This is a genomic window from Alteromonas sp. CNT1-28, from assembly GCF_022348345.1.
GTDB classification, from domain to species: domain Bacteria; phylum Pseudomonadota; class Gammaproteobacteria; order Enterobacterales; family Alteromonadaceae; genus Alteromonas; species Alteromonas macleodii.
In genome coordinates, this window is sequence record NZ_JAKREZ010000004.1 from 112441 (window position 1) to 130571 (window position 18131).

Annotated in this window: 16 protein-coding genes; 11 read left to right on the forward strand and 5 right to left on the reverse strand. The window is 45.5% G+C overall.

The window, feature by feature from the left end; translation table 11 throughout:
- Positions 1–21: 21 nt before the first annotated feature.
- Positions 22–903: a Spy/CpxP family protein refolding chaperone gene (locus tag MHN02_RS03845; protein ID WP_239244637.1), complete on the reverse strand. Its 882-nt coding sequence runs from the start codon at positions 901–903 to the stop codon at positions 22–24.
- Between the two features lie 256 nt (positions 904–1159).
- Here MHN02_RS03845 and MHN02_RS03850 point away from each other — a divergent pair, with 256 nt between their 5' ends.
- The 4 genes from MHN02_RS03850 to trmL all read left to right on the forward strand — a co-directional run bounded on the left by MHN02_RS03850 (position 1160) and on the right by trmL (position 4893).
- On the forward strand, positions 1160–1873 hold the full coding sequence (locus MHN02_RS03850; RefSeq protein ID WP_239244699.1) for a response regulator transcription factor: 714 nt from the start codon (positions 1160–1162) through the stop codon (positions 1871–1873).
- A complete protein-coding gene (locus MHN02_RS03855; RefSeq protein ID WP_239244639.1) occupies positions 1873–3234 on the forward strand; it encodes an ATP-binding protein in 1362 nt (453 codons plus the stop codon). The genes MHN02_RS03850 and MHN02_RS03855 overlap by 1 nt, the downstream gene beginning before the upstream one ends.
- 64 nt (positions 3235–3298) lie before the next feature.
- Entirely contained in the window at positions 3299–4276 is a 978-nt protein-coding gene (locus tag MHN02_RS03860; protein ID WP_039231048.1) for an alpha/beta fold hydrolase, read from the forward strand.
- 152 nt (positions 4277–4428) lie between these two features.
- Entirely contained in the window at positions 4429–4893 is a 465-nt protein-coding gene (gene trmL, locus MHN02_RS03865) for a tRNA (uridine(34)/cytosine(34)/5-carboxymethylaminomethyluridine(34)-2'-O)-methyltransferase TrmL (RefSeq protein ID WP_202941782.1), read from the forward strand.
- 58 nt (positions 4894–4951) lie between these two features.
- Here trmL and MHN02_RS03870 read toward each other — a convergent pair whose 3' ends face one another.
- The gene (locus tag MHN02_RS03870) at positions 4952–6316 is read right to left on the reverse strand and encodes an ATP-binding protein (protein ID WP_239244641.1); all 1365 of its coding nucleotides are present in this window, start codon (positions 6314–6316) and stop codon (positions 4952–4954) included.
- Positions 6313–7026 carry a response regulator transcription factor gene (locus MHN02_RS03875; protein ID WP_239244643.1) on the reverse strand — a complete coding sequence of 238 codons (714 nt, stop codon included), beginning with the start codon at positions 7024–7026 and terminating at the stop codon, positions 6313–6315. Before MHN02_RS03875 ends, MHN02_RS03870 begins: the two co-directional genes overlap by 4 nt.
- 280 nt (positions 7027–7306) lie before the next feature.
- On the opposite strand from MHN02_RS03875, the gene MHN02_RS03880 reads away from it, so the two are divergent.
- The 7 genes from MHN02_RS03880 to MHN02_RS03910 all read left to right on the forward strand — a co-directional run bounded on the left by MHN02_RS03880 (position 7307) and on the right by MHN02_RS03910 (position 16443).
- On the forward strand, positions 7307–9370 hold the full coding sequence (locus tag MHN02_RS03880; RefSeq protein WP_239244645.1) for a TonB-dependent receptor: 2064 nt from the start codon (positions 7307–7309) through the stop codon (positions 9368–9370).
- Between the two features lie 3 nt (positions 9371–9373).
- Positions 9374–10501 (forward strand): PepSY-associated TM helix domain-containing protein, encoded by a 1128-nt coding sequence (locus MHN02_RS03885; protein WP_239244647.1) that lies wholly within the window; start codon positions 9374–9376, stop codon positions 10499–10501.
- Positions 10498–11232, forward strand: a complete 735-nt coding sequence (locus MHN02_RS03890; protein ID WP_239244649.1) for a hypothetical protein — start codon at positions 10498–10500, stop codon at positions 11230–11232. Before MHN02_RS03885 ends, MHN02_RS03890 begins: the two co-directional genes overlap by 4 nt.
- Before the next feature lie 94 nt (positions 11233–11326).
- On the forward strand, positions 11327–12505 hold the full coding sequence (locus MHN02_RS03895) for an efflux RND transporter periplasmic adaptor subunit (protein WP_156085856.1): 1179 nt from the start codon (positions 11327–11329) through the stop codon (positions 12503–12505).
- Position 12506: 1 nt separating this feature from the next.
- On the forward strand, positions 12507–14477 hold the full coding sequence (locus MHN02_RS03900; RefSeq protein WP_239244651.1) for a MacB family efflux pump subunit: 1971 nt from the start codon (positions 12507–12509) through the stop codon (positions 14475–14477).
- A gap of 4 nt (positions 14478–14481) precedes the next feature.
- Positions 14482–15891, forward strand: a complete 1410-nt coding sequence (locus MHN02_RS03905) for a TolC family protein (protein ID WP_239244653.1) — start codon at positions 14482–14484, stop codon at positions 15889–15891.
- 159 nt (positions 15892–16050) lie between these two features.
- Positions 16051–16443, forward strand: a complete 393-nt coding sequence (locus MHN02_RS03910; protein WP_239244655.1) for an NAD(FAD)-dependent dehydrogenase — start codon at positions 16051–16053, stop codon at positions 16441–16443.
- 90 nt (positions 16444–16533) lie between these two features.
- Here the strand turns inward: MHN02_RS03910 and gpsA are convergent, their stop codons facing one another.
- Complete coding sequence (gene gpsA / locus MHN02_RS03915; protein ID WP_239244657.1) at positions 16534–17565, reverse strand: NAD(P)H-dependent glycerol-3-phosphate dehydrogenase; 1032 nt, start codon at positions 17563–17565, stop codon at positions 16534–16536.
- A 10-nt stretch (positions 17566–17575) separates the two neighbouring features.
- The gene (gene secB / locus MHN02_RS03920) at positions 17576–18085 is read right to left on the reverse strand and encodes a protein-export chaperone SecB (protein WP_014948068.1); all 510 of its coding nucleotides are present in this window, start codon (positions 18083–18085) and stop codon (positions 17576–17578) included.
- Positions 18086–18131: the final 46 nt, after the last annotated feature.

Sequence of the window (18131 nt, forward strand, 5' to 3'; positions counted from 1 at the left end):
GGGTTAGGGTGTTACTGAATACTAAGAACGCAGTAAGTCACGTAGCTTTCGACCTTCTTCGCGCTGCGCTTTTAACTCAGCTTGCTGTTCAGGCGTTAGTACTGCAAACATGGCCTGGCGCTGTTTGGCCTTTTCAACACCAGCACTGACAAGGTCGTCTTTGTACTGGGCAACAAGAGCGTTCCAAGAGTCTTGTGAGAAAGACGAGCTTCTAATCAGGTCGCGCTGGGCATCCTTAAAGCTTCGCAATGTTTCTCTATTGGCTTTGGATGTATCCTTGAATGATTCACGAAGTTCAGCAAGATTTGTCAGCTGATCATCGGTCAGGTCAATGCCTTTAAACGGCGTGCCATCTCGCTGGTGATCTCTGTCGCCTCTTTCACCTTTACCGTGACCACGGAATTTTTTGCCTTTGCCTTCATCATCCATACGTTTTGCAAATTGTGACTTTTGCTCGTCAGACGCGTTGCGTCGCTTATCGCCTCTCGCCGCTCTTTTTTGATCTCTACTTTCTTCGCGTGCCAAGACTTTCGCTTGCTGCTCTTCACTTAGCACGTTAAAAATATTGTGGCGTAGTTGCGCAAGCGCAAAGTGTTTCGACTCACGCTCTTCAAGTTGAGTTTGTATAAAGGTGCTGATTTGTGCCTCAGAAGCAGTTTCAAAATCGAAACTTGGCTTCTCACTATCGTGATTTTCAGGTCGAGGGTTAGCGTCTTTAAATGCGCTTATGAGTGTTTTTATCTCTTCGCGTTGTGCGTCGCTTAAGCTTAAACCGCGAAGGTGTTTAACAATTTCTTTAACCGGTTCGTGGTGACGCATACCAGGGCCTGCTGGCTGAGCCAACGCAAGTCCACCTAAGCTAATCGCCGCTACAGTTGCACTAGCAATTAATAACTTTTTCATTGTCGTCTCCTTTTTGTTCGGACACGTTAATCCTAGCGTGATAAATACAAAAAGCAGTCAACACACTGTAAAGCTTCTGTAAAGGTGATGCCGTTTTGTAATTGTAAAGGTCTGAAAAGATATAGTATGCGTTTGTCAGTGTTTTTCGTTTAATTTAGACAAGACTCACCACAAGCGCAGGTTGAAGTTTATAAAAATTACAGGCACTTTCATGAATCAAAGGTCAGCAGTTCCAACCGTTAAAGAGTTTAATACCATGAGTTCAGATTTTCATTTGCAGTCTATCCTTGTTATTGATGATGACCTTGAGCTAACTGAAATGCTCTCCACGTACCTGTCGAGTATGGGTTATCAAGTGCAAGTGCGTAACGACGGCGAAGAAGGGTTATCTGAAGCTGTATCTGGACGACATTACGATCTTATTTTATTGGATGTGATGATGCCAAAGATGGATGGCTTCGATGTGTTGAAAAAACTTCGTGTCAGCCATAGCACGCCTGTACTCATGTTGACAGCAAGAGGCGATGATTACGACCGCATTTTAGGTCTGGAAATGGGCGCCGATGATTATTTACCGAAACCGTTTAACCATCGTGAGCTGGTGGCGCGAATAAAAGCGATTGTGCGTCGTCATAATCTTTCCTCAACGGGAGGAGCGGTGGAACAAGATTTATTTGTGAATGGCATCTTTTTAAGCCCAAGTAGCCAGCTCGCTAAAGTAGACGATGTGGAATTAACGCTAACCACAACTGAGTTTTTAATTTTGCGTTTACTAATGCTAAATACCGCTCAGCGGGTAACGAAAGAAGAAATAAGCTTAAAGATACTCGGCAAGCCACTGCAAGCTTTTGACAGAAGCATTGATATGCATGTTAGCAACCTGCGAAAGAAAATCAGTGCAGTAGCCGTAGATGAAAAAATCAAAACCATCCGCGGAGTAGGGTACATGTTAATTGTTGGAAGCCATTAATGGTAAAACTGTTACGCAGCATCAGCCCAACGCGGGCCATCATGGGCCGTTTGTTTCTGTGGTTTTGGGCAACGTTCATTGTTACATCGCTTTTGGCCATTTGGGGAAGTCGCCTCTTTTTTGAAGACCTTCAAGTTGTGCAAATAAAGCCTCGCGAAGTAGAAGATTTAAATCAAGCCATTGAGCGGATGCAGCGTGGGCGCTTTCAGGACCTACCGTTACATGAGACGCTAGATCGCAATTCACGTGGCGTGAGAGGTCGACTGGTTGCGGTAGATATTCGCGACAACCGCCTTATTTCAGGTGGAGGCCCTCCGCTTCGTGACAACGATAAAGAAGATTTACTGCGTTTGGTAAATCAAACCTCCCCGATTGCAGTAAAGCGCGGCGCATTCAAAATTCTCGGCCCGGTTTTCTTCGAGCGAGACAATTCACGCTTTGCGCTTTTTGCGGTAAAGCTTGATATGCCCGAAAAGCAAACTCCTCCGGTTCTGCTGTTTTTGGCGATTGCACTTATTACTACCACGCTTTTGAGCTGGCTATTCGCCAAAACGCTGACCAACCCTATTTTGCACATTCAGGGTTCAGCAAAACGTCTAGCAAGCGGCGACTGGCAAACGCGGGTGGGCAAGGCTGCCAAGCGTCAGGATGAGTTAGGTCAGTTGGCGCGCGATTTCAATAAAATGGCTGAACAGCTCGAATCAATGTGGGGCGCACAGAAGCGATTATTGGCCGATGTGTCTCACGAACTTCGTTCACCCCTAGCGCGACTGCAAATGGCGCTAGGTCTTGCCCATCAGCAAAATGTAGACCCTGCCACGTTATCTCGTGTTGAGCGAGAGGCTGATCGTATGGAAGCGCTGGTAAGCCAATTACTTACTCTTAGTCGTGCTGAAGCTGGCGAAGCCAACATGCAAAAACACGCTTTGTCTTTAGTACTCAACGATGTGCTTACCGACGCTAACTTTGAAGTGGCAAACAAAAACAAGCAGTTAAAAATTGACGATATACCCAAAAAGACGGTAGTCATTGACAGCATGATGTTTTGTCGCGCTGTCGAGAATGTTCTTCGCAATGCCATACGCCATAGCAAACTCGTCACGCATATTGCGTTTAGCGAAGATGCGCAGCATTGGTGTATTCACATTACAGATGACGGCGACGGGTTAACCCTTGAGGAATGTGAGCGTATATTTTCACCGTTTTACAGGGCAACTCTTGCCAGAGAGCGCGAGTCAGGAGGCGTAGGCTTGGGCTTATCCATTGCAAAAGCGGCAGTTGAGTTGCATCATGGACGCATAATCGCTGAACCTGCTGAGCGCGGTGGGCTACGAGTTACTATGTCATTTCCCAAGTTATGATTGGGAACGTTGATAGCACTCCGTAGCCTAACAAAGAGCGCAATTTGACTGTAATAGGGTATTTATGAACTGGACGTTCACGTCTGAAAATAACTTAGCCAGCACTTTTGCCACGTATATCAATCCCTTCTGGCAAAACAGTGTTACTCAGGGCCACTTCTCTGGGAAAGACAATATCAAGGTACGCTTTGCGCACTGTATCCCAGAATCGCCGCGAGCTACCATTGTAATATGCTCTGGTCGAATCGAATCTTATTTAAAGTACAAAGAGTTCATTTACGATCTCTATCAAAATGGTTTCGCCGTATTCATCTTAGATCACAGAGGCCAAGGCTTGTCAGACAGGATGACCCGTGACCCTCAGCATGGTTATGTTGCCGATTTTGACGACTACGTTGATGACTTCGTTATGTTCGTAGAAACTATTGTAAAGCCACTGCAGCAAGGCCCGTTACAGCTGGTATGCCATTCGATGGGGGGCGCCATTGGTGCACTCACGCTGCTGCGTCTTCCGAATTTGTTTTCAAAAGCCGTTTTAGCTTCGCCCATGTTTGGCATTAAACCCGCTCTGCCCAATTGGTTGGCGAATGGCTTAATTCGCACAGGCCTTGCGGTAAACAGGATGAAAAAGAAAGATGCGGGGTACTTTTTTGGTCAAACCCCGTATATCGCGTTTCCTTTTTCACTTAATAAGCTCACCCACAGCAAAACCCGCTATGCGCTGTTTCGTGAACTGTATGACGAAGAGCAGGATATTCAGCTTGGTGGCGTGACTACTGAGTGGTTGGCCGCGGCACATCAGGCTATGAACAAAATTGAAAGTAGCGCACGCGCTATTACAACGCCCTCGCTTGTATTAAGTGCAGACGATGACGCGATTATTGATAATAACCGTCAACGCCGCGTGGCGCAGCTTATGCCAAATGCAAAACTTGAAATAGTGCCCCGCGCTTACCATGAGCTATTCACCGAGTCTGACGACATTCGCGAGCGCTCTGTGGCGCGTATTCTCGACTTTTTGACAGAAGACTCGTCTACATAAGTGCAGCCAAAGCTAACATTTAGTTAGGTAATCATACTTAAGAGCAGCGCTTTCTATTTCACAGGTAATAAAAGTGTGTGCAAGGGTGATGAAGAATGGCGTTTCGGTATAAAATAAACGAGTTGTTAACTGTGAAGGTAATTTAAAAAAGCATGCTCGATATCGTACTCTATCAGCCAGAGATCCCGCCTAATACGGGAAACATCATCCGCTTATGCGCAAACAGTGGCTTTACGTTGCACTTAATCGAGCCCTTGGGTTTTGAATGGGACGATAAACGCGTTCGACGCGCAGGCTTAGATTATCACGAGTTTGCTCACGTAAAGCGCCACGCCAGTTTAGACGCTTACCTGAATGATGCTAAGCCAAAACGGGTATTCGCTTGCACAACGAAAGGCAAAGCATTTCACAGCGATGTGTCTTATCAAAAAGGCGATGCGTTAATTTTCGGACCGGAAACTCGAGGTTTACCAGACGACTATATTCAATCGCTTCCTCCAGAGCAGCGTGTTCGCATCCCTATGTTGCCAGACAGTCGTAGTATGAACTTGTCTAATGCAGTATCGGTATTTGTGTATGAAAGCTGGCGTCAGTTTGGTTACGAGGGTGCTCGTTAGCTTCTTTTTCTTTCAGAGTGCTATAAACAGTTTTGCTTAGGCGTGATACTTCGTATTGTTAAAGCAGTGGAAGGATAACAGAAGCTTTTAGGCCACCTGTGCTAGCATGGGAAAATTCAAGCGCTCCTTGCTGAATGCGCACCGCGCTATTTGCTATAGCAAGCCCAATTCCACTGCCACCTGTATCTCTTTCACGAGAGGTCGCAACGCGATAAAAGGGCTTAGCAAGTTCCTGAAGGGCATCGTCGTCTACCCCCTCTCCATCGTCTTCTATATCAATGATTATGAGTGTGTTTGTTACCCGAACATTTACGCAAACGTTTAACGCAGCGTAGCGAACTGCGTTTGATAACAGGTTTTCCAGGGCTCGCGTGGTGAGTCGCTTATCCGTCATCATGTTTATAGGTTCAATCTGACTGATGACTAGCGTTTTTTCTCGAGAATGCGCGTCAAATTCCGCCTGGCTAATTATCGGGGAAAGCAGCGAGAATAGGTCCGTTTTTTCTTGTTTTACCGGCTCTTGTTGCGCCTGCAATCTAGAATAAATAAGAAGCTCTTCTATAATGCCCTCAAGCTTCAACGACTCGGTTTCTATTCTGTTTAAATAAGGACGCAGTTCACTGCTTGCCATATTCGCTGCAATTTCATTGGCGGTAGACAGCCGCATGAGAGGCGAGCGCAATTCGTGTGAAATATCTCTGAAAAGGCGCTTTTGGTTATTTACAGCGCGTTCAAGTTTGTCTGCCATATCGTTGAACTCTGCACATAGTTGAGCGATTTCATCTTTCCGATTCATATTTGTCTTTACGCGACTGGACAGTTTTCCCTTAGAAATTTCGACTGCGCTATCTCTAAGTGCAAGAATGGGGCGAACAAAACTTTGAGTGAAGAAGAAAACGAGTACGGTAGATACGAAAATCACAACGGCAACCTTAACCCATAAAGGCGCCAACGTTATCTGTGACCCCAAAGTAGCTCCTTTATCGGGGAACAGTTCAAACATAGCGTAGTTCAAGCTATCTAGCTCAATGTCGACCGGGCCTATAGCAGTAAACTGCTCGCTGATTAGTCGCATTGGGCTCTCTGCATTTATATCATTAAGTAAACTCACATCGATATTTATAGGCAGTGGTTTATTTTGAATTGTCAATCCATCAGACGCATTGTAAAAATACAAATAGCGTTTTCGAGTGAGCTTAGGGGGAGAGTTGCTAAGCAGTGGTTGTGAGCGATTGCTCAATACTCGTGATAGCACCTCAGAAAATCGAGCAAAGTTATCCAGTTCATTTTGTCGTAAGGGTTCTGTGTGAATTGCGGCATAATTAAGTGGATTTACAAGTAACAGTACGCAAACTATGCTGACAGTAATAATCCAAAACCAAAAATATACTTTCACGAACAAAGAGCGCGTTACTAACTTCATTCTATTTTGTCCCCAACCAGCACATAGCCTACACCACGAACATTTTTTATTCTGTCCACTCCTGTTTGTTTCGCTATTTTTTTCCGTATATTACTGACGTGAACATCAATAGAGCGGTCGCCTTTTTCGAGTGGCCGGGCGAAGGCCAAGCGGCTAATAATCGATTTGTCGCAAGTGTTTGCACCGTGCCGTAAAAGAACTTCTAAAATTGATATTTCAGCGCTAGTAAGCTGTAACTGCAGACCGTCAGCCGTCGCCTGTCGACTTGCAGTGTCTAATTTTATGTCTGCAAATGTAAGTAAGTGTTGAGACTTTGCAGGTGAATACGACGTAATACGACGAGTGAGAGCATTAATTCGGGCTAACAACTCCTTGTGAACAAATGGCTTCACTAAGTAATCATCTGCGCCTAGCTCAAGGCCTTGTATGCGCTCGTGAGCCTCGTCCACAGCAGTAAGCATAATAATAGGAACATCACTTTGAAGACGTATTTTCTTAAGCGCCGCAAAGCCGTCGAGCTTAGGCATCATTACATCAAGTACCACTATGTCAGTATTGGATGATAGCGCTAGCGATACGCCATATAAACTATCTGTACAATATGAAGCCTCATAGCGATTACGTTTTAGATAGTCAGCAAGTAAAGTACAAAGATCTTCATCGTCATCAATTATCAGTACTTTTTGGGGGGGATTAGCGTTCTTCATCATAATAGTTTACTCGAAATAGCACGTTAACGATTCAGCCTTACACTTCTTTACAGTTAGCAAAAACAACTGTTGATAAAAATAAAAAACAATAAATTCAATATTTTGTGTCGTTTTTTACGCTTTCACCATTCAAGAGAGAATGGTAGAGAATACATTAGGCATTGAAATGCAATTGATAATAATTATCATTAAAAAAACTCCAATTAATCAAGTTTTAAAAATTTAAATGCTGGACTTACATTGAATTGTTAGCAGTGTTTAGCATCGCCGAGAAACTAAAATGCTTAGAAACAGAATTACGCTTTGTTTAGTTGCCGCTTCGTTAAATTTTGCAATGGGTGCTTCACCTTCTTTTGCACAAAGTGCGCAGGAAAAAACACAAAAGAACAATAACACGTATAAAGAGGCAGATATTGAAAAGCTGACAGTCTACGGTTTAGGTTTTGAATCAGAGGGAATTTTAGCGTTAAGCGAAGGTGAAGTAGATACGCTTATGGCTACTACCGCTGATGAATTGTTTAGGAGCATTCCGAATGTAGAGGCGTTACAAGGGCCCGGTCGTCAGTTTTTCGATTTTAACCTTCGCGGAAGCGAAGGTGCAGGAAGCGTTATTGTGACAGTAGATGGCGCTGAGAAAAACCTAGTAACTACCAAGCACGGAACAACCTTTAATCCAGTATTTCTTGTCCCCGAATTTATGAAATCGGTCAGTATTATTAGGGGGCCTGTATCAAATACGTTTGGTACAGGGTCGACAGGTGGTCGTGTTCAGCTTGAAACTGTAGATCCATTTGACTACGTAACCGCCGCAGACGCTTTTGGTGGTGAAGTTCGCGTGAATGGTGAATCAAACGGCGATGGACGATTGTTCACGGGAATTGTAGCGGGAAGCGTTTCGGACAATGTGGGTATACTTGCTGCATTTTCAGACCGTAGCTTCGAAAGTTACGACGATGGTGATGGCAACGAAGTACTAAACAGTGGCAGTGACAGTGAAAACTATCTAACTAAAGTGCAATGGGATGTTTCTGAGAATTTGCAGGTAGAGGGTGGGGTATCAAAGTCGAACATAGAATATCTAGGTTCAAACATATTTGCCCGTAGTAATGAGAGGCAAGATGCAGACTTTTTCAATGAGGTTGAAGATACAGGCGCTAATATCTCGATTGATTACAAACCGTCATCTGAGACCCAGTATTTTGCCAATGCATTTATCTCTAAAACAGACCACGAAGAAACTTTATTAGAAGGGAGACGTGGTGCAAATGGAGAGCCTGGAGAATTAGATACTCGTGAAGTAGAAACGAAAGGCGGACAGGCGTATGCGTCAAAGCGCTTTATCATGAATGATATCATTTTTGACGTTACAGCTGGGGTCAGTGGTTCTACAGATGAACTCTCTTTTGTTGGCGGTAGTGATGTGGGTGGTAAGCGTTCGAACTATGGTGCGTTTGCTCACAGTCGAATTCAATTTACAGAAAACTTCAACCTTGTACCGGGAATACGTTTTGAACGATATGCTATAGATACAGATATAGGTACCAACAATGATGGTAGCGAGTGGTTACCAAAACTTACGGCTAATTTTAGTGTTTTACCCGGAGTTTCTTTCTATGCGACATACGCAAAGGGCCTTCGGACTCCAACGTTAAATCAACTACTTCTAGGCAATACACAAGAAACTTCTCGCCGTGGTGTAACCACGATTACCACAACGTTACCGAATGAAGATCTCGGACCTCAATTTTCAGATACCTATGATGTAGGTATCCGGTTTAATAGAAAGCAAGACACGAAGTCTCATCTTTATGGTTCGATAGGTGTATTCAAAAACGAATCTACTGAACGTATAGAGCAAGTCGTACTCGAAAGTGAAACAGTTGGCGATACCACAACGTTAGTAAGGCAAAACCAGAACGTGGGGGAAAGCCAAGTTCGCGGTGTCGAAGCTTCGCTTGAGTATACATATGCTTCAACCTTTATCGGCGCTACATATGCGCGATCGATTGGCGAGCGTTTAGATACGGGTGAAGACCTTAATTCTGTGCGCCCAGATCGCGGAACACTTTATATCGGATGGGCAGGTTTTGATGACACTCTGACATTGCGTGCTGAATTAGAAGTGTTGGGTTCCAAAGACGAAGTCGGTGAAAATCAGAATGTCACTGGTGATGACTCAGAAGCTGCGCAAGTGATGAATCTTTTCGGTGCTTATCAAATAAATGAGAAGCTTGTTTTACGTGCTCGTATTAACAACATTACTGACGAAGCGTATCGCCGTTTTGACCAGATTGATAACTCAATTGGCAGAAACGCTAGGCTAGAGATGGCATTTGCTTTTTAACCAATGAAAAAAGCACTGACACTTTTACACCGGTGGGTTGGTTTTCCCATCGGTGTTTTATTTATTGTTACTTTAGGCTCAGGTCTTATCACGGGTGTTGTTGACTATATATCTGTGGATAGAGATTTCGGTCAAAAATATCACAGATTAAGTAATTCAGAACTCTCTGCTCACCTACGTGCTCTGCATGAGCGCCACTCTGGTTATAGATCGATAAAAGTACCTCAGCCCAGTAGCCCCGTGTTTGAAGTCGCACTTCGCGGTGAAAAATACATCTATTCAGCGGTAGAACTTCAGTTACTTGACCATGAAGTATCTACTCAGAACAGTTTTTCCAGCTTTGTGTTGGGACTTCATAGAAATTTCCTTATCGGTAGGCAGCAAATAGCAGGTTTGGCAGGTAAAGAATGGGTGGCTTGGGTAGGGCTTGTTGCACTAGCTATCAGCTTATTGGGTGTTTATTTGTGGTGGCCTCATCGGAAAACATTCAAGTTGAAGCGTCTTGTGCCTACCGCAAATAAGAACTCTCACTATTTCTTTGCACACCTTAGCGGCGGTATTGTTACTGTGGCTTTTGTGCTTTTGTTCTCGATCACTGGCGCGGCCATTACTTATCGAAGCGTGGCTCAAAGCATATTAAAAGAAGAAGCACCTATTGCGCATGTAATACCAGAGTATATGGTCACGCCATGGATAGACATGCTGAACCTAGCAGAAAATCGCTTTGAAGACCCGCAATTGATGAGTGTTGGAACCGTGCGTGCCAGAGGAAGCAACAGTTTCTATTCAGGTGCGCTACAGCTTAAATACCATACAGTTAACGACTGGTTAGGTTTCGCCGGCTCTTCGGTTTACGTAGATACAGCCTCTGGCGCTTTGCTAGGGCAAGAGGACTTCGGGCAATTAGCCTTCGGTGAAAAGCTTTATCGCTTTATTGTGCCTTTACATACTGGGCGTAATTTACCCAGTCTGTACTTGCTTGTAATGATTGGAATAATGACCTTGGCGCTTATTATGGTGCTTTCTGGAGTGATTAGTTTTGTAGTGAAAAAATCTCGCCAGAAGAAAAAGTTAGTTAACGGGTTCAACAACCTAGTAAAAAGAGAAGCGAGTTTGAGGAAAAAACAATGAAGCAATTAATTCTCACGGCACTGGTTAGTATTATCTGTAGTGTTATAGCAGTCAAATATTTGTCTAATAACGCTGCTAACGAAGTATCATCATCGCGCCCTCAAACCGCAGCAGCAGGTTCAGAGCGGGAAACTCAACGAAAAGGGATGAACCGCGAAGCAGTAGAAGGACTGCAAAGGAATCAAAAAGGCCAAAGAGGGCAAGGTGAAGGACAGGGTAGCAAGCATGGTCGCGGCCAGGGCGGAAGCGAAGTCACCCGAAGCCAAGGTAAAAGACATGGAGATAACACTGTAAGTGGTAGTCGGGGAGAACGAGGGAATGGCGCAGAAGCAAGTACTGTTCGCGGTGGCAATACCCAGCACAGCCAAGGGCCAACACTAGCTGGGTTCGCACTAAATAACGTGGAACAAAGTATCGCAAAAATGACGCGGAAGCTTGCTTTGACTAAAGAGCAGCAAACTATAGTGCGTGCTCTGCTTATAGAGTACAAGGGCAAACTGTCTGAAAAGAGAAAAGTGTTTACTGAAGCCAGAGAGGCAGTGTTGACGCTCAATATCCTGGATGCGGACTATGTTAACGCCAAGGAGAGGCAACAAAAAAGAGCCGTAATCAGTTTTGAAACATTAGTCGCGCTCAGCACAGGATATCGAGAGCAGTTATACCGTAATTTAGACTCTACACAATCGAGAATCCTATTAAGCATTGAAAATCAACAGAGTGAAGAAATCTAGAAAGTGTAAAGATTGGTAAAGTCTCGTCAGTATTGTCGTTGATAGTGCTTACGTAAAGTATAGTGTAAGCATATTTTTGTAAGGACTTAACACGTTGAAGATTTCACTTTTTATTAAGTGCATTTTGGTCATTATCTTCCTAGGTGCATCTAGCTACGCTATTCACTTTTTCTTTTTTAAATCGTCGTCACAGCCAGGCTTTCTTTTTCAACCTGCAGTAGTTCAGGACATAGAGCTAAGCTTGGTGTCTACAGGTCAGCTTGAGCCCAAGCGCTACGTAGAGGTAGGCGCGCAGGTTTCAGGTCAGGTAGACAATATTCACGTAGAAGAGGGGGATATTGTTAAAGAAGGCGATTTGCTGGTAGAGATCGATGCCCGTGTATTTGAAACACAAGTACAGAACTCTCAAGCGGCGCTGGACAGCAAAAAAGCACAGCTGGCTCAGCTGCGGGCAGAGCGAGAACTCGCCGAAGTGAGAGCGCAACGCAATCAAAATTTGTTTAAGCAAAATGCAGTCAGCCAAGATGTAGTCGTAAGCAGTGATACAAACCTTAAAGTTATCGATACCAAGATCACGGCGAGCATCGCACAGATTAAAGCCGACGAAGCCTCGCTGGAAGGGGATATTACTAAGCTCGGGTTTGCAAAGATATTTGCGCCAATATCCGGGACTGTAGCCACCTTACCGGTGCGTGAGGGGCAAACCCTGAATGCTAATCAAAACGCCCCCGTGTTGCTTCAAATTTCCGATTTATCAGTAATGACCCTACGCGCAGAAGTGTCTGAAGCCGATGTGCAGAAAATAAAGCGCGGCATGCCAGTCTATTTCTCTACCTTGGGCGATAACAAGACCTTCTACCACTCTACCGTTCGTCAAGTGCTACCTACACCCACTGTACTTAATGACGTAGTGCTATACCAAGTGCTAATCGATGTTGAGAATCCTGATCGCACGTTAATGGACGCCATGACTACCCAAGTGTTCTTTGTGCAGGAGCAGGTGAAAGGCGCGCTTTCTGTGCCGTTAGCGGCAGTAAAAGGACGAGCTCGCAATCAATTTGTGATGCTTAAACAGGGCGATGAGGTGGTTCGCACGCCAGTAAAAGTAGGCATAAAAAATAGAACCCATATTCAAATTATAGAAGGCCTATCAGAAGGTGATGAAGTGGTTGTGGGTCTAGCAGACGGCACCGCAATGCCGGCCGCGGGTATGCGCAGAGTTCCGGGTGGGCAGCCGCCATCAGGCCCACCGCGCCGCCGTGACGGATTCTAATATGTCGTTAATACAGCTTAATGGCGTATCACGTCGCTACAAAACAGAAGGGTTTGAAGTCACCGCATTGGATAACGTTTCGTTATCAATCGATAAGGGTGAATTTGTCGCCATTATGGGGCAATCCGGGTCAGGGAAGTCGACCTTGATGAATATCCTAGGATGTTTAGACACCCCTTCAGAAGGGGAGTACCGTATCCACGGACAGTCAGTATCCTCGTTAAACCCCGATCAACTTTCTGCCCTTCGCTTGAAAACGTTCGGGTTTGTTTTCCAGCGCTATCAGCTACTGTCGTCGCTAAACGCCACTGAAAACGTGGCACTGCCAGCAATATACAGCGGTACGTCTAGCGAAGATCGCACTCAAAAAGCGCAACAGCTGCTTGATAAACTTGGCCTTTCAAGCAGAAAAGAGCACAAACCCGGAGAGCTTTCAGGTGGCCAACAACAGCGTGTCTCGGTAGCGCGAGCCTTAATTAATGGTGCAGAAGTAATACTAGCCGACGAGCCCACCGGGGCACTTGACTCGGCGAGTGGAGAGCAGTTACTGGCATTGCTTCGCGAGCTACACGCAGAAGGGGTGACTATTATTCTTATCACCCACGATAGTGCAGTTGCTGAACATGCCGACAGGCAAATACACTTGCTTGATGGGAAAATTGTAACAGATACCAAAACCGCTGCGCCTAGCACAAGTGAATCATTTGAAAAGAATGCGGCTTCGATACAGCACGTACATTCTCAAGAGCCCACACCGGTAGCGGTAATTAAACCTTTTCCAAGTATCTCACTTTTTTCAGCCCTATCTATGGCGTTCACTGCCCTTAGAATGAATTGGTTTAGAACCTTGCTCACACTCTTGGGGATTATTATTGGAGTAGCGGCAGTGGTGACCATGATGGCCATCGGTGAGGGAGGTAAACAGCAGGTACTTGAGCGCATTGAAACCATTGGCACGAACCTGATTTCGATTAGGCCGGGTGGACGAAACATGCGCTCATCCGGTGATATTGCATCGCTGACGTTAGCCGATGCCACTGCATTGAAAAGTGTTCCGGGTGTGGCTTATGTCGCGCCGGAAAGAAGTGCAAGGGCAACCATCCGATACAGCGAAAACGATTTTTCAGGACGTATTACAGGCACCACACCTGACTACTTTCATGCTAAAGACTGGGAAATGGCGCAGGGCGTGTTTTTCAGCGATGAAGACGTAACAAATTATGCACCGGTGGTGGTAATTGGAGATACGGTAGCTGAGACCCTGTTTGAAGATAAATATCGGGCAGTAGGCGAGTACATCTTGATGCAAAATGCATTTTATCAGGTCGTAGGTGTACTTCATTCTAAGGGCGCCAGTGCAGGTGGTAACGATATGGATGACGAAGTGCTCATTCCGGTTACAACTGGTCGTTTGAAGGTATTTGGTCGGGATTACTTAAGCAGCATTACCATAAAGGCAGAAAGTACCGAAGTAGCCACTCAGGTAAAAGACGATGTGCTGGCACTGTTGGTACAACGTCACGGACAAGAAGACGTGATGGTGCGTACCACAGAGTCACTGGTAGAGGCGGTCACGGAAACGCAAGACACGTTAACTTGGCTCTTGGCGTCTGTCGCTGCCATATCTTTGTTTGTTGGCGGTATCGGTGTAATGAATATCATGCTGGTCAACGTATCTGAGCGTAAGAGGGAGATTGGACTACGCATAGCCACAGGCGCAAAACCTCGCGATATATTGCGCCAGTTCAATATCGAGGCATGGGTAGTGTGTATCTTGGGTGGTATATTCGGCATTCTTTTGGGCTATTTTGTTGTCCTTATCGTTGCTTCATTCAGTGTGCCTGTCGCCTACACGCTAATGCCGCCCGTTTTGGCTTTTGTCACATCTCTCGCTGTAGGGCTCATTTTTGGTTATGCCCCTGCTCAAAAAGCATCAAAGCTTAATCCCATTGACGCGTTGGCAGAGGAGTAACGCCATGCATTCTTTTCGCTTTTCTGTGCCTCTTGCCGCTCGTTCATTACTGTGCGCGTTCTCTTGTATCGTGCTGACCGCAAGCTGCGCTTATTCACCTTCTACAACGTTGCCCGAAACTGACACGCAGGCGCTACAAAAAGCGAAGTCTGTGGACGCGACTAGTCAAATAACAACATCATGGTGGAAGGTGTTCGAGGTGGCTGAACTTGCGCCCGTTATGAAGACGCTTGAAAGCCAAAATTTAACCCTTAATCAAGCCGAGCAGAGGGTAAAACGAGCGCAATTTCTATTAGCACAAGTTAATGCAGGTGACTTTCCGACTATAACGGCGAGGACATCTGGACGCAGTGGAAGAGACCTAGAGAGTGGCCGTTCAAGCCACTCTACCTCAGGTGGACTGGGGTTGAGTTATGACGCGGACATATGGGGTACACGAGATGCTCAGCAGCGCAGTCGTCAGTTAGGTATCGATACTGCACAGTATCAGTTTACCGATGCGCTGTTAGACACCCAGGCGTTGTTTATAAATACCCTGCTTGAGCAGATTTCACTGCAGTCGCGGCTGTCTATTGCGATGCAAAACGTTGAGATTAGCGAAGCGCTGCTAAACCTAGTTCAAATTCGCTTTGAAGAGGGGGATACCTCAGGTATTGAGGTATCCCAGCAGCGCAATACCTTGATCAGTGCTCAGTCGGAGGTGCTGCGACTGAGCAATAGTTTAACGCTTAATGAGCGGGCATTAGCGGTATTGTTAGGTAATGAATCTATGCAATTTAATACGCCTGAACAAAAAGCGCTGCTTTCCCTTTCGCTAACCGATTTTTCACTGCCCGAAGTGGCACCTGTATTAAGCGCTGAGGTATTGAAGCAGCGTCCAGATGTTCAGTTAGCTATAGCGCAATTTAAGCAGGCTGATTTAGCGTTTTACGAAGCGTCAGTGGCAGGTCTTCCAGGCATGAGCTTAAGTGCAGATATTGGCGTTAGTGATTTACTGGACTTAGCGCAAGGGTGGACCTTGAGTGCTGCAATAAGCTCAGCAGCAACCCTGTTCGATGGCGGTAGATTAGAAGCTGCAGAAAATGCGGCGAAAACCGACGTGGATTTAGCAATATTACAGTATCAGCAGACGGTGCTTAGCGCGATAGAAGCATTGTTAAATAGCCAAACTAACTTGGTATTCAATCAACAAAACTACCGCTACGCTTTAGCCTCGCTCGAGAACAATCAGCAGCTTTATCGTCTTGCGGATATTCGCTACAAAGCCGGTGACACTGACTTTCTGAATTTGCTTAATGCTCAACGTAGCTTTTTCTCGGCTAGGCAATCTGTGATCAGTAATTATCAAGCCGTACTCTCTTCTGTCATTGCCACCTACAGAGAAAGCGCAGGCGCCGACATCACTTCGCCATAGCATTTAGATTTTCTCAAGCAGCAATACGAAAGCCCTGTGAACAGGGCTTTTTTGTGCGTTTTGTAAGGATTGGTATAAATCCTGTCTGAGTCAGGTTTCGTTCAGCTTCACTCATTAATATAGCCTGTGAACATGCACGAATGAGTTTGGAGAAGCATTATGAAACGTATTACCCTGAGTATTATCACCGGCGTTTGCTTAATGATTGCAGGGCAAGCAAGCGCCCATTCAGGTCATCATTCTCACTCGAATAGAGGGGCGAATGAAAGGGTCACTATTATTACGCAACCTGCTCGTCCGATTATTGACGTAGCCATAGGCGTTCCTGAAATTGGCCTGTACGTTAACGTCTTGCCAGGTGCGCATAGGGTAGAAGTTATCGACAATCATCGTTATTACGTTGCTAATAATCATTACTATCGCAAGCATGGGAATCGCTATGTGGTTGTCGATTCACCCTACAAAAAGGTGAAAAAAGTGAAGCACCACAAGCGCAGTCACGCTGGATATCACGACAACACTAAAGTGATCGTGGTAAGAGAAGGCCGCTAAATTCAGGTTAACAAGCTGGAAAAGATAGGAATAGTGGGGCTTTAAGAGGCTGATGGTTTTTGCTACTAAGCAAAAACCATCAAGTATTCACTAGGCTTCTTTTTTGAGGTCTCGACCAAGCAGAGCTAAGGCCGCCTCTTTAGGGGATTTCCCATGATAAAGCACAGCATAAATTTGTTCACAAATAGGCATTTCTACGCCTACTTTCTTAGATAAAATGTGCACTTCTTCAGTGTTGCGATATCCCTCAACCACTTGTCCGATTTCGTCAATAGCAACATCGACACTCTTGCCTTGACCCAAAGCCAGCCCAAAGCGACGATTGCGCGATTGATTGTCGGTGCAAGTCAAAACTAAATCGCCAAGACCCGCCATACCCATAAAGGTTTCTGGATTTGCACCCAGCTTCACGCCCAAACGGGTAAGCTCTGCCAAACCTCGGGTGATCAGCGCCGTTCGCGCGTTTGCACCAAAGCCAAGGCCATCGGCTAAGCCCGCGCCTATAGCGATAACGTTTTTAACCGCACCACCAAGCTGAACGCCAGTAAAGTCTGAGTTTTTGTATACTCTGAACGACTTTGCGCAATGCAGCTTTGCTGCAAATTCGTCACTCAGCGTATCGTCAGTGGAAGACAGCGAAATTGCAGTAGGTAAGCCTGCTACCATTTCTTTAGCAAAAGTAGGGCCTGATAACACGGCTAGGGGATAGTCGGTACCCAGTATTTCCTCTGCCACATCGCGAAGCAGACGGCCAGTTTTTGGCTCAAGTCCTTTGGTCGCCCAAATAACGCGTTGATGCGGTTTAAGCAATGGCTTTAAGCTTTGAAGCATAGCCGCAAATGCATGGCTAGGTACAACCACTAAAATATCTTGGCTGGCGGCTACCACTTCTTCTAAGTTGGCATTTACCACTAGGGCATCTGGAAATGTTGCGCCTGGAAGATAACGAGCATTCTCACGGTTCGCTTTCATTTCGGCAATGTGCTTTTCATCACGGCCCCAAAGCAGTGTGGGGTTGCCATTTCTGGCAAGACAAAAAGCAAGGGCGGTGCCGTAAGACCCCGCCCCTAATACTGAAACAGACTCTGAAACCGAATGCGACTTCATGTCCACGCCTTTCATGTTCACCTAATTAGGCGTCCATTTTTGGCGCTTCGCCCTGCGCTTGCTGTGCACGTTTTTGCACGTAAGCTGCAAAGATAGCGTCGAAGTTTACAGGCGCTAGGTTAAGTGGAGGGAATGTTCCACGGTTAACCAAGTTAGAAATGGTTTCACGCGCATATGGGAAAAGCATGTTCGGGCAGAACGAGCCCAACGTGTGCGCTTTGTTTTGGTCTGGCATTTCGCCAATAGCGAAGATACCTGCTTGTTGCACTTCACAAAGGAATGCTGTTTCTTCACCAAGTGTTGCCGTAACGGTAACTGAAAGTACAACTTCAAATACATTTTCTTCTAGCTTGTTAGTGCTAGTGTCGATGTCTAGTTTAATTTCAGGCTTCCACTCTTTAGTGAAAATAGCTGGCGCGTTTGGAGACTCAAAAGAAATGTCTTTTGTGTAGATACGCTGAATATTGAACTGAGCACTCTGTTGCGCTTGTGCGCCCGCTGCTTCGCCGTTATTTGTCTGATTTTCGTCAGCCATGGTATTTCCTATTTAATTGTCGTTTTAATTTAATGTAGTGCGTTGC

Bases quoted from the DNA above. Each gene is read 5' to 3' on its own strand.
- secB (WP_014948068.1), bottom strand. From the start codon at position 18,085: ATGGCTGACGAAAATCAGACAAATAACGGCGAAGCAGCGGGCGCACAA.
- MHN02_RS03870 (WP_239244641.1), bottom strand. From the start codon at position 6,316: ATGAAGTTAGTAACGCGCTCTTTGTTCGTGAAAGTATATTTTTGGTTT.
- MHN02_RS03850 (WP_239244699.1), top strand. From the start codon at position 1,160: ATGAGTTCAGATTTTCATTTGCAGTCTATCCTTGTTATTGATGATGAC.
- MHN02_RS03845 (WP_239244637.1), bottom strand. From the start codon at position 903: ATGAAAAAGTTATTAATTGCTAGTGCAACTGTAGCGGCGATTAGCTTA.
- MHN02_RS03890 (WP_239244649.1), top strand. From the start codon at position 10,498: ATGAAGCAATTAATTCTCACGGCACTGGTTAGTATTATCTGTAGTGTT.
- MHN02_RS03905 (WP_239244653.1), top strand. From the start codon at position 14,482: ATGCATTCTTTTCGCTTTTCTGTGCCTCTTGCCGCTCGTTCATTACTG.
- MHN02_RS03875 (WP_239244643.1), bottom strand. From the start codon at position 7,026: ATGATGAAGAACGCTAATCCCCCCCAAAAAGTACTGATAATTGATGAC.
- trmL (WP_202941782.1), top strand. From the start codon at position 4,429: ATGCTCGATATCGTACTCTATCAGCCAGAGATCCCGCCTAATACGGGA.
- MHN02_RS03910 (WP_239244655.1), top strand. From the start codon at position 16,051: ATGAAACGTATTACCCTGAGTATTATCACCGGCGTTTGCTTAATGATT.
- MHN02_RS03885 (WP_239244647.1), top strand. From the start codon at position 9,374: ATGAAAAAAGCACTGACACTTTTACACCGGTGGGTTGGTTTTCCCATC.
- MHN02_RS03900 (WP_239244651.1), top strand. From the start codon at position 12,507: ATGTCGTTAATACAGCTTAATGGCGTATCACGTCGCTACAAAACAGAA.
- MHN02_RS03880 (WP_239244645.1), top strand. From the start codon at position 7,307: ATGCTTAGAAACAGAATTACGCTTTGTTTAGTTGCCGCTTCGTTAAAT.
- gpsA (WP_239244657.1), bottom strand. From the start codon at position 17,565: ATGAAAGGCGTGGACATGAAGTCGCATTCGGTTTCAGAGTCTGTTTCA.
- MHN02_RS03855 (WP_239244639.1), top strand. From the start codon at position 1,873: ATGGTAAAACTGTTACGCAGCATCAGCCCAACGCGGGCCATCATGGGC.
- MHN02_RS03860 (WP_039231048.1), top strand. From the start codon at position 3,299: ATGAACTGGACGTTCACGTCTGAAAATAACTTAGCCAGCACTTTTGCC.